Source organism: Rhizobium sp. CC-YZS058, from assembly GCF_034720595.1.
GTDB lineage: Bacteria > Pseudomonadota > Alphaproteobacteria > Rhizobiales > Rhizobiaceae > Ferranicluibacter.
Genome location: NZ_JAYESJ010000001.1, coordinates 1,431,945 through 1,442,902 on the forward strand (window position 1 = coordinate 1,431,945; position 10,958 = coordinate 1,442,902).

9 protein-coding genes are annotated in these 10,958 nt (G+C 65.6%); all 9 read left to right on the plus strand.

Going from position 1 to position 10,958, the window contains the following annotated elements:
- The first annotated feature begins 335 nt into the window (after positions 1-335).
- The 9 genes from mraZ (at position 336) to ftsW (ending at position 10,951) form a co-directional block, all read left to right on the plus strand.
- Positions 336-788: a division/cell wall cluster transcriptional repressor MraZ gene (mraZ, locus tag U8330_RS06860; RefSeq protein ID WP_323104422.1), complete on the plus strand. Its 453-nt coding sequence runs from the start codon at positions 336-338 to the stop codon at positions 786-788.
- A gap of 14 nt (positions 789-802) precedes the next feature.
- Positions 803-1,828 carry a 16S rRNA (cytosine(1402)-N(4))-methyltransferase RsmH gene (gene rsmH, locus U8330_RS06865; protein ID WP_323104423.1) on the plus strand — a complete coding sequence of 342 codons (1,026 nt, stop codon included), beginning with the start codon at positions 803-805 and terminating at the stop codon, positions 1,826-1,828.
- Positions 1,829-1,831: 3 nt separating this feature from the next.
- Positions 1,832-2,227, plus strand: a complete 396-nt coding sequence (ftsL, locus tag U8330_RS06870; RefSeq protein ID WP_323104424.1) for a cell division protein FtsL — start codon at positions 1,832-1,834, stop codon at positions 2,225-2,227.
- Positions 2,227-3,969 carry a penicillin-binding protein 2 gene (locus tag U8330_RS06875; protein ID WP_323104425.1) on the plus strand — a complete coding sequence of 581 codons (1,743 nt, stop codon included), beginning with the start codon at positions 2,227-2,229 and terminating at the stop codon, positions 3,967-3,969. Before ftsL ends, U8330_RS06875 begins: the two co-directional genes overlap by 1 nt.
- A gap of 63 nt (positions 3,970-4,032) precedes the next feature.
- The gene (locus tag U8330_RS06880) at positions 4,033-5,523 is read left to right on the plus strand and encodes a UDP-N-acetylmuramoyl-L-alanyl-D-glutamate--2,6-diaminopimelate ligase (RefSeq protein ID WP_323104426.1); all 1,491 of its coding nucleotides are present in this window, start codon (positions 4,033-4,035) and stop codon (positions 5,521-5,523) included.
- A complete protein-coding gene (locus U8330_RS06885) occupies positions 5,520-6,968 on the plus strand; it encodes a UDP-N-acetylmuramoylalanyl-D-glutamyl-2,6-diaminopimelate--D-alanyl-D-alanine ligase (protein WP_323104427.1) in 1,449 nt (482 codons plus the stop codon). The genes U8330_RS06880 and U8330_RS06885 overlap by 4 nt, the downstream gene beginning before the upstream one ends.
- Before the next feature lie 179 nt (positions 6,969-7,147).
- Positions 7,148-8,248 (plus strand): phospho-N-acetylmuramoyl-pentapeptide-transferase, encoded by a 1,101-nt coding sequence (gene mraY, locus U8330_RS06890; protein WP_323104428.1) that lies wholly within the window; start codon positions 7,148-7,150, stop codon positions 8,246-8,248.
- 7 nt (positions 8,249-8,255) lie between these two features.
- Positions 8,256-9,644, plus strand: a complete 1,389-nt coding sequence (murD, locus tag U8330_RS06895) for a UDP-N-acetylmuramoyl-L-alanine--D-glutamate ligase (protein WP_323104429.1) — start codon at positions 8,256-8,258, stop codon at positions 9,642-9,644.
- Positions 9,645-9,796: 152 nt separating this feature from the next.
- Positions 9,797-10,951 carry a putative lipid II flippase FtsW gene (gene ftsW, locus U8330_RS06900; protein WP_323104430.1) on the plus strand — a complete coding sequence of 385 codons (1,155 nt, stop codon included), beginning with the start codon at positions 9,797-9,799 and terminating at the stop codon, positions 10,949-10,951.
- The last annotated feature ends 7 nt before the right edge of the window (positions 10,952-10,958 follow it).

Sequence of the window (10,958 nt, forward strand, 5' to 3'; positions counted from 1 at the left end):
TCGGACAGCGCGGTGACGGTCTCGAAATCATGCGTCTTAACAAGGGTTTAACTGGGCGATCGTAACGCTTTGTTAAACTTAACGGTCTATCAATATCTGCTGGACGGACGACCCTGAACCAGCCAATTCCCATTGACCCCCATATGCTCCCATGATATCCCAAACCTGCACTGCACGAGGGTCGCTCAGGACCCGATCATCGCGAGTTTGGTGGTTGCTCCAACAGGGGCTTTGGAACGGGCATCTCGCCCGGTGGTGTTCTTTTGTGTCTTGTTTCGGGGGTGAGCGCGGCGTTACGAGGCGTCCGCGCCGGATGGAAACGGCTGTCTCGCGTCATGAACCGCTTTCTTTCGCATGCCACGAACCGGATCGATGCGAAGGGACGGGTGTCCGTTCCGGCGCCGTTTCGCGCGGTGCTGGCGAAGCTCGATATCCGGGAGCTGTTCTGCTTCCAGGATTTCGTGTTTCCGGCGATCAGCGCCGGCGGGCCGGAGCTCCTCGAGCGATTCGAGCGGCAGATTGCGGACGAGGATCCGTTTTCGCCGCATGCGAACGAGATGTCGCTCCTTATTCACGGGGGCGGGGTCTTCATGAAGCTCGACCAGGAGGGTCGGCTGATGGTCACGGATTTCATTCGCGACTTCACCGGCATCACCACGGAGGTGACCTTCGTCGGACGGGCGGATCACTTCCAGCTCTGGTCGCCGCAGGCATTCCAGGATGCCCAGGCAGCGGCGCGTCAGTCGCGGCGGGTTCACGCGCCGAGACCGGCAGGGGTTGGCGACTAGCATGGAGAACTGGAATGGCGGCGGATCAAGGCGCAGGACAACCTGAAGCCGATGGCGGACCGGTCCGCCACATTCCAGTTCTTCTTCCCGAGGTGCTCAAGGCCCTCGATCCGAAGCCCGGCAAGGTGATCCTGGACGGGACGTTCGGAGCCGGCGGTTACAGCCGGGCCATTCTGGACGCCGGTGCCACCGTGATCGGGCTCGACCGCGATCCGACGGCGATAGCCGGCGGCCAGCCGATGCTTGCCGAAATGCAGGGCCGGCTGAGTCTGGTTCATGACCGGTTTTCCGCGCTCGCCGTTCATGCGCCCGACGAGGGGCTTGATGGCGTGGTGCTCGATATCGGCGTCTCCTCCATGCAGATCGATGAGGCGGAGCGTGGCTTCTCCTTCTCCAAACGCGGCCCGCTCGACATGCGCATGTCGAGCTCGGGCGTCTCGGCGGCCGATGTCGTCAACCGGGCGAAGGTGTCCGATCTCATCCGCATCTTCGGCTTTCTCGGCGAGGAGCCGCAGTCCGGCCGCATCGCCCGCGCGATCGAGAAGCGCCGCGCCGAGCAGCCCTTCGAGACGACGCGCGATCTGGCAGGCCTGATCGAGGTCGTGACGCCGCGCAAGGCGAAGGATCGCATCCATCCGGCGACGCGCGTCTTCCAGGCGCTGCGCATCTTCGTCAATGACGAGCTCGGCGAGCTGGGTCGCGCGCTCTTTGCCGCCGAAGCCTCTCTCAAGCCCGGCGGGCGGCTCGTCGTCGTCACCTTCCATTCGCTGGAAGACCGCATCGTCAAGCGCTTCTTCCAGGATCGCGCCGGCAAGGCGTCCGGCTCGCGCCATCTTCCGATTGCACAATCGCGCGCCGCAACTTTCGCACCAGTCGGTAAGGCAATGATTGCGGCTGACGACGCCGAATCACTGCTCAATCCGCGGGCGCGCTCTGCCAAGCTGCGCGCCGGCGAACGAACGAATGCCCCTCCCGAGGCCCATGACATGTCGATATTCGATCTGCCCGACCTTGCTGCTCTTGCAACGATGGGAGGCTGAGCCATGCTGCGAACGCTCGATATCGTCCTGATCGTCATCATGACCGCCGCGGCGACGGTGACCTACACGATCAAGCACAATGCCGAAAACAAGCTCGAGGAGGTGCGCCGGCTCGATGCGGCGATCAAGCTCGAGGAAGACACGATCGATCTTCTGAAGGCCGACTGGGCGCTACTCTCGCAGCCGAACCGGCTCGATCGGCTGGTCTCTGCCTATCAGCAGGATCTCGCCCTGCAGCCGACGGCGCCGACCCAGCTCATCCATCCCGAGGAGCTGCCGATGTTGAAGGCCGATGTGCCGCCGCCGGAAGAGGTGGCGGACACCAAGGGCAAGGGCAAGACCAAGACGCCGGCGGCCCCCGCCGCCGACACGATCGCAACAGGTTCGGTGGCACGCTGATGTCCTTTCTGTCCCGCATCATGGTCGTCAAGAGCAAGGCGCACTTCTCCGCCGGCGGCAACAATCATCCGGGCGATGGCTCCGGCCGCTTCGAGGGCACCCGCAAGCGCAGCGGCACCCAGGCCCGCAGCCGCGTCGCGATCATGATGGGCGGCTTCGTGCTGGCCTATTGCATCATCGGCGGACGGCTCATCCAATATGGCTTCGCCCAGCCGGACTCCGTGTCGAGCATCGGCCGCGCCGACAACCTCATGGCTTCGCGCCCCGATATTCTCGACCGCAACGGCGAGGTTCTGGCCACCGATATCCGCACCGTCTCGCTCTTTGCCGAGCCGCACAAGATCGTCGATGCCGACGAAGCGGTCGAGCAACTGGCGACGGTCCTGCCCAACCTCAACGTCGCCGACATCTACAACAAGCTGAAGTCGAAATCGCGGTTCCAGTGGCTGCGGCGGCAGCTGACGCCGAAGCAGCAGAGCGATATTCTGGCGCTCGGCATTCCGGGCATCGGCTTCCGGCCGGAGAAGCGCCGCTTCTATCCGGGCGGCGCCACGGCCGCGCATATCGTCGGCCACGTCAATGTGGACAATCGCGGCATCGCCGGCATGGAGCGCTGGATCGACGGGCAGGGCCTCGCCGATCTCGCCGCCATCGGCATGACCAGCGATGCCAAGCTGGAGCCCGTGCGCCTGTCGATCGATCTGCGCGTGCAGAACATCGTGCGCGAGGTGATCGACCACGGTATGAAGGAATTCCAGGCCATCGCCGCCGGCGCCGTGGTCATGGATGTCCACACGGGCGAAATCCTCGCCATGGCCTCGGTCCCGGATTACGATCCCAACAATCCGGCCTCGGGCGGCGAGGAAGGCTGGATGAACCGCATGTCGAACGGCACGTTCGAGATGGGTTCGACCTTCAAATCCTTCACGACCGCCATGGCGCTCGATTCGGGCAAGGTGACGCTCAGGGACAGTTTCGACGCCCGGTTCCCGATCCGGATCGGCGGCTTTACCATCAAGGACTTTCACGGCAAGCATCGGGTGCTGACCGTGCCGGAGATCTTCCAGTATTCCTCCAACATCGGCACCGCCAAGATGGCCGATCTGGTGGGCATCGACGCGCATAAGGAGTTTCTGACGCGTCTCGGCCTGCTGACCAAGCTGCCGACCGAGCTGCCGGAGGTGAAGACTCCGAGCCAGCCGCGGGTGTGGAAGAAGATCAACTCCATCACCATCTCGTTCGGCCATGGCGTCTCGACCACGCCGCTGCAGACGGCGGTGGCCGGTGCGGCGCTGATCAATGGCGGCAAGCTGATCGAGCCCACCTTCCTGCCGCGTACCCGCGAGGAAGCGGACCAGACGGCCGTTCCGGTCATCAAGAAGTCGACCAGCGACGACATGCGCTATCTCTTCCGCTGGAACGGCACGCATGGCTCGGGCAAGAACGCCCTCGTGCCCGGCTTCAATGTCGGGGGCAAGACCGGCACGGCCGACAAGGTGGTCAACGGCCGCTATTCCAGCGAGCTCAACTTCAACGCCTTCCTTGCCGGCTTCCCGATCGACGATCCGCAATATGTCGTTCTCGCCATCATCGACGCGCCGAAGACAGGCGAGAAGGGTATCCGCACCGCCGCCGGCAATGCCGCGCCGCTGGTGCGCGATATCATCGCCCGCTCGGCCCCCATGCTCGGCGTGGAGCCCAAGTTCGGCCCGGACGGGTCCGCCTTGCTCGTGTCGTATTGAGGCGTAGAACGATCCGACGCGGCGTCCGTCGGATGCGTGAAGAGGGGTAGACATTTGCAACAGATGACGATCAGCGACCTCATCGGTCAGGAGTTCCCGGAAGCCCGCTCGGCTGCGGCCGCCATGGAGGCGCGCGTGTCTGCGGTTACCGCGGACAGCCGGCAGGTGACGCCGGGCAGCGTCTTCGTGGCCGTTGCCGGGACCAAGGCCGATGGACGCCGCTACGTTGCCGATGCGCAGGCGCGCGGCGCGGCCGTGATCGTCACCGATACCGCACTCGATCTTGAAACCGACCTTCCCGTGCTGCGGGTGGACGCGCCGCGCCGCTTTCTGGCGCTGGCCGCCGCCAGGCTGGCCGGCGCGCAGCCGGAGGTCATCGTCGCCGTCACGGGCACGGCCGGCAAGACCTCGGTCGCGGCCTTCACCCGTCAGATCTGGGCCCATAGCGGGCTTGCCGCTGCCATGATCGGCACGACCGGCGTCGTGGCGCCGGGGCGCAAGGATTACGGCTCGCTGACGACGCCCGACCCCGTTTCGCTGCATGGCCTGCTGGCCGAGCTGGCAGGCGCCGGCGTCACCCATGCCGCCATGGAAGCCTCCAGCCACGGGCTCGACCAGCATCGTCTCGACGGCGTCCGTCTTTCCGCCGCTGCCTTTACCAATCTCGGCCGCGACCACATGGACTACCATCCGACGGTCGAGCATTACCTGGCCGCCAAGATGCGGCTGTTCACCGATCTCCTGCCGAAGGGCGCGCCGGCGATCATCTTCGCCGATGGCGACTATTCGGAGGCGGCGGTGGCTGCCGCGCGCGCCGCCGGCGCGGATGTGCGCACGGTCGGGCGGAAGGGCGACTATCTCACGCTCAAGCGCGTCGAGCATTTCCGCCACAAGCAGATTGCCGAAATCCATGCCGCCGGCACGATCTATGAGGTGAACCTGCCGCTGGCGGGCGACTTCCAGATTGCCAACGCCCTCGTCGCCGCCGGCCTCGCCATGGCGACCGGCGTGCCGGCGAGGGAGGTGATGTCCGCGCTCGAAAAGCTCGAAGGCGCCTCCGGCCGGCTCGAACTGGTCGGCCAGACGCGTGATGGCGCGCTCGCCTATGTCGATTATGCCCACAAGCCGGATGCGCTGACCCATGTGCTGAGCTCCGTCCGCCCCTTCACCACGGGCCGCGTCGTCGTGGTGTTCGGCTGCGGCGGCGACCGGGACAAGGGCAAGCGTCCGCTGATGGGCGAAATCGCCGCCCGCCTTGCCGATGTCGTCATCGTCACGGACGACAATCCGCGCTCCGAGATTCCCGAAACCATTCGTGCCGAAATCCTTGCTGCCGCACCGGGCGCAACGGAGATCGGCGATCGCGCCGAGGCGATCCGCACCGCTGTCGCCATGCTGCAGCCGGGCGATACGCTGATCGTTGCCGGCAAGGGGCATGAGGAAGGACAGACGGTCGGGTCGGTAACCCTGCCTTTCTCCGACCATGCGGAACTGCGCAAGGCGCTGCAGGCCCAGGCGGCAGAGGCGCCACGGACGGGAGGGCAGGCGGTTTGAGCTATCTCTGGACAAAGGCCGATCTTCTGGCCGCCATGCATGGACGCCCGGTCGGCAACCTGCCGGAGGGAATCAACGGCATTTCGATCGACAGCCGCTCGCTCGGCAAGGGCGACGCCTTCTTCGCCATCAAGGGCGACCGGGTGGACGGACATGATTTCGCCGGCATCGCGCTCGCCAACGGCGCCTCGCTGCTGGTCGTCAGCGAAGGGAAGCTGCCGGCGCTCGGAAGGCTGATCGCGCCGATGATCGTGGTGGACGACGTGCTGGAGGCGATGATTCGCCTGGGCTGCGCGGCGCGTGACCGCTCCGCCGCCAAGATCATCGCCGTCACCGGTTCCGTCGGCAAGACGACGACCAAGGAGATGCTGCGGCACATGCTGTCGGCCACCGGGCGGGTCCATGCCTCCGTCGCCTCTTACAACAACCATTGGGGCGTGCCGCTGACGCTCGCCCGCATGCCGGAGGCGACCGATTACGGCGTCTTCGAGATCGGCATGAACCATCCGAACGAGATCCGGCCGCTGACCCGCATGGTGCGCCCGCATGTGGCGATCATCACCACGATCGCACCGGCCCATCTCGGCAATTTCCGCGACCTCGAGGAGATCGCCGCAGCCAAGGCCGAGATCATGGAGGGTCTGGTGGATGGCGGCCATGTGCTGCTCAACCGCGACAACGCCCAGTATCCGGCGCTGGAGCGGGCCGCGGCCATGCTCGGCGTTTCCAACGTCCACAGCTTCGGCACCGAACAGCGGGCCGATTTCCGCATGATCGAATATGCAAGCGCGCCGGACGGCGGCACGCTCTGGGCCGGCATCGGCGGCCGTACGGTCGAGGTGAAGATCGGCGCGCCGGGCCACCATATCGCCGAAAACGCGCTGGCCGCCATCGGCGCAGCGACACTTGCCGGCTCCGATCTCGACCGCGTGGTCGATGCGCTTGCGACCTTGACGCCGGAAAAGGGGCGTGGCGAGCGCCATGTTCTGAAGATCGGCAGCGGCCAGCTGACGCTGATCGACGAGAGCTACAACGCCAACCCCGCCTCCATGCGCGCGGCGATTGCCCTTCTGGCCGAGGCGGAGCCCGAGTTTGCGCCCTCCGGCGCAGCGGGTCGGCGGATCGCCATCCTGGGCGACATGCTGGAAATGGGCGCCCATTCGGCGGATGTCCATGCGCGGCTTTCGGCGCCGCTCATCGAGCAGGGCATCGACACGGTCTGGCTGGCGGGGCCGGAGATGAGCCATCTGCGCGAGGCGTTGCCGGAAACGGTCGAGGTCGTCTATCGCAGCTTCGTCGACGAATTGCTGGACTATGCGCTCACCCATGTGCGGGCCGGCGATGTCGTGATGGTCAAGTCGTCCAAGGGAACCGGCTGCGGGCGGATCGTGGCAGCCTTGCTTGACAAGTATCCGGCATTTGCCGAGACGGAACGCGCCGATTAGCGCCTTCTCCGCCGCGGCAAAGCTCTGTCGCGGCGGCAGCGCTCTTGGAATTTGAACAGGCTCGACCGGGCGGTTTTCCGGAGCGGGCGGGGCGGTCTCCGTCCTTGATCATTGTGTAACTGAAAGTGCCGCAAGGCCGGCGTCCCTTGGGGCGCATCACCTTTGGGGAAAGGTCCCTCATGCTCATCTGGCTTGTCGAACTGGCGGACCATTTCCAGTTTTTCAACCTGTTCCGCTACATCACCTTCCGGACAGGGGCGGCACTCTTCACCTCGGCCATGATCGTCTTCCTGTTCGGGCCGATGATGATCTCCTCGCTGCGCGTTCGCCAGGGCCGCGGTCAGCCGATCCGCGCCGATGGGCCACAGACCCATTTCAAGAAGGCGGGCACGCCGACCATGGGCGGCCTGATGATCCTGGCCGGCATCGTCGTCTCCTCCCTGCTCTGGGCGGATCTGTCCAGCGTCTACGTCGTCTCGACGCTCCTGGTCACGCTCGGCTTCGGCGCCATCGGCTTCTACGACGACTATCTGAAGGTGACCAAGCAGTCGGACAAGGGCTTTTCCGGCCGCGCCCGTCTCGGCATCGAGTTCGCCATCGCCGCCATCGCCGTATTCTTCATGATGCAGGCGGCACTGTCGGCCGGCACGTCCGGATCGACCTTCGGCTCGTCGCTGACCTTCCCCTTCCTCAAGGATTTCACGCTCAATCTCGGCTATTTCTTCGTGCTGTTCGGCGGCTTCGTCGTGGTGGGAGCGGGCAATGCCGTCAACCTGACGGATGGCCTCGACGGTCTGGCGATCGTGCCGGTCATGATCGCCGCCGCGGCCTTCGGCCTCATTTCCTATCTGGCCGGCAATGCCGTCTTCGCCAATTACCTGCAAATCCATTTCGTGCCCGGCACGGGCGAGCTCGCCGTCATCCTCGGCGCTGTCATCGGCGCCGGTCTCGGCTTTCTCTGGTTCAACGCGCCGCCCGCCGCCATCTTCATGGGCGATACGGGCTCGCTGGCGCTCGGCGGTCTGATCGGGACCGTGGCGGTCGCCACCAAGCACGAGATCGTCATGGTCATCATCGGCGGCCTGTTCGTCATGGAAACGCTGTCGGTCATCATCCAGGTCGGCTGGTTCAAGCGCACCGGAAGGCGCGTCTTCCTGATGGCGCCCATCCACCACCATTTCGAGAAGAAGGGCTGGACGGAAAGCCAGGTCGTCATCCGCTTCTGGATCATCGCCGTCATCCTGGCGATGATCGGCCTCTCGACCCTCAAGCTGCGGTGAGAGCGTCATGATCCCCGTCACCAGCTTCACCGGCAAACGGGTCGCGCTGTTCGGCCTCGGCGGCTCCGGCCTCGCGACTGCGCGCGCGCTCGTCAAGGGTGGTGCGGATGTGCTGGCCTGGGACGACAAGCCGGAGAGCGTCGCTAGGGCGGCCAAGGAAGGCATCGGCACGGCGGATCTGCGCGAGATCGACTGGTCGGGCATTGCGGTGCTCATCCTGTCGCCCGGCGTGCCACTCACCCATCCCGCGCCGCATTGGTCGGCCGATCTCGCGAGCGCGGCCGGCGTGGAAATCATCGGCGATATCGAGCTTTTTGTTCGCGAGCGCCGGACGCTTGCCCCCAATGCCCCGCTGATCTGCATCACCGGCACGAACGGCAAGTCGACGACGACGGCACTGATCGCCCATATCCTCAGGACAAGCGGCCGCGACACCCAGCTCGGCGGAAATATCGGCACCGCGGTGCTCACCCTCGATCCGCCAGCGGCGGACCGCTTCTACGTGGTCGAATGCTCCTCCTACCAGATCGATCTGGCGCCGAGCCTCGATCCGACCGTCGGGATCCTCCTCAACCTGACACCGGATCATATCGACCGTCATGGGACGATGGAGAATTACGCGGCCGTCAAGGCGCGCCTTGTGGCCGGCAGCCAGACCGCCGTGCTCGGCGACGACGATCCGTTCTGTCGAGCAATAGCAGCGGAGCTCGAGGCGAAGGGCCGACGTGTGCTGCGCATCTCGCGCGATCACGCGGTCCACTCCGGCCTCTACGCCGCGGGTACGGTTCTGCATCATGCCGGGGGAGAGGGCGAGACGATCTTTGCCGATCTCGCCGGCATCGAGACGCTGCGCGGCAGCCACAATGCCCAGAATGCCGCCGCCGCGATCGCCGCCTGCCTCGCGGTCGGCCTGAGCCGGGAAGAGATCGTCGCCGGCCTTGCATCCTTCCCCGGCCTCAAGCACCGCATGCAGCCGATTGCGCAGCGCGGGGCGGTGACCTTCGTCAATGACAGCAAGGCGACCAACGCCGATGCCGCCGCCCCGGCCTTGTCGAGCTATGACCGGATCTACTGGATTGCCGGCGGGGTTGCCAAGGAAGGCGGCATCGAGCCGCTGCGACCCTTCTTCCCAAAGATCGCCAAGGCCTATCTGATCGGCCAGGCGGCGGACGCCTTCGCGGCGACGCTCGGCGACGCCGTTCCGGTTTCGCGGTCGGGCACGCTGGAGGCCGCGGTGGCGGAAGCGGCGGCCGATGCCGAGCGGGCGGGCGAGACCGCAGCCGTCATGTTGTCCCCGGCTTGCGCAAGCTTCGACCAGTACAAGAACTTCGAGATGCGCGGCGATGCCTTCGTCGGCCATGTGGCCGGCCTGCCAGGCGTCGCCATGCTGATCTAGAGCATATCCAGCCGAAGCGTGATCGCTTCGGCGTCGGACAATGCGGTTAAAACAAAGACAGAGAGCATTGGAGGTGATCCCGTGATCGCCGGAAATGCTCTCACGGATAGCTTCGGCGCGCCGACGCGCCTGTTTGACGAGGGACGACGACAATGGTGAGCCGTGCGGAACGCGGGCCGGTGGCCGACTGGTTCTGGACGATCGACAGGTTCTTCCTGGCGACGTTCATCCTGCTGATGGGAATAGGCTTCATGCTGTCCTTCGCCGCGAGCCCCGCGGTGGCCGAGCGGCTGAACCTCGACAGCTTCCACTTCGTCAAGCGGCATGCCGCCTTCCTGCTGCCGGCCATTGCCGTCATGATCGGCATTTCCTTCCTCACCCCGCGCCAGGTGCGCCGCACCGCCATCATCCTGCTCATCGTCTCGCTCGGCATGATGGTGCTGGCGCTGCTCTTCGGCGCCGAGATCAAGGGCTCGCGCCGCTGGTTCTCGATCGGCCCGCTCGGCATCCAGCCGTCGGAATTCATGAAGCCCGCCTTCGTCGTCGTCTGCGCCTGGCTCTTCTCCGAACATGCCCGCCAGCCGGAAATTCCCGGCAATCTCTTCGCCATCCTGCTCTACATCATGGTGGCAGCACTCCTGGTCGCGCAGCCCGACCTCGGTCAGACCATTCTCACCACGGCCGTCTGGGGCGGCATGTTCTTCATGGCCGGCATGCCCTGGCTGTGGATCATCGTGCTCGGCGGCTCGGCGGTCGGCGGGCTCGTGGTCGCCTACACGGTGCTGCCGCACGTGGCAGGGCGTATCGACCGGTTCCTGACCGGCGAGGGCGACACCTTCCAGGTGGACACGGCGCGCGAGGCGATCATTCGTGGCGACTGGCTGGGGCAGGGGCCGGGCGAAGGCATCGTCAAGCGCATCATTCCCGACAGTCATACCGACTTCATCTTCTCGGTGGCGGCCGAGGAGTTCGGCATCATCTTCTGCATGGTGATCGTCGCCATCTTCTCGCTGCTCGTCATGCGCGGCCTGCGCCATGCGCTGCGCGAGCGCAACGACTTCACCCGCTTCGCCGTCGCCGGCCTCGTCTTGCAGATCGGCATTCAGTCGCTCATCAATGTCGGGGTCAATCTGGAGCTCCTGCCGGCCAAGGGCATGACCCTGCCGCTGATCTCCTACGGCGGCTCGTCCATGATCGCGATCTGCGTCACGGCCGGTTTCATTCTGGCGCTCACCCGCCACCGTCCCGAACAGCGCGCGCTCGAGCGGAGCCTCTTCCGCCCCGGCGCAGCGGTTCCGGCGGAGTAAAGCGGTC

What these genes read in the sequence shown, in the direction of transcription:
- ftsW (WP_323104430.1), top strand. Translation starts at nt 9,797, where the DNA reads ATGGTGAGCCGTGCGGAACGCGGGCCGGTGGCCGACTGGTTCTGGACG.
- mraZ (WP_323104422.1), top strand. Translation starts at nt 336, where the DNA reads ATGAACCGCTTTCTTTCGCATGCCACGAACCGGATCGATGCGAAGGGA.
- ftsL (WP_323104424.1), top strand. Translation starts at nt 1,832, where the DNA reads ATGCTGCGAACGCTCGATATCGTCCTGATCGTCATCATGACCGCCGCG.
- U8330_RS06880 (WP_323104426.1), top strand. Translation starts at nt 4,033, where the DNA reads ATGACGATCAGCGACCTCATCGGTCAGGAGTTCCCGGAAGCCCGCTCG.
- mraY (WP_323104428.1), top strand. Translation starts at nt 7,148, where the DNA reads ATGCTCATCTGGCTTGTCGAACTGGCGGACCATTTCCAGTTTTTCAAC.
- rsmH (WP_323104423.1), top strand. Translation starts at nt 803, where the DNA reads ATGGCGGCGGATCAAGGCGCAGGACAACCTGAAGCCGATGGCGGACCG.
- U8330_RS06875 (WP_323104425.1), top strand. Translation starts at nt 2,227, where the DNA reads ATGTCCTTTCTGTCCCGCATCATGGTCGTCAAGAGCAAGGCGCACTTC.
- murD (WP_323104429.1), top strand. Translation starts at nt 8,256, where the DNA reads ATGATCCCCGTCACCAGCTTCACCGGCAAACGGGTCGCGCTGTTCGGC.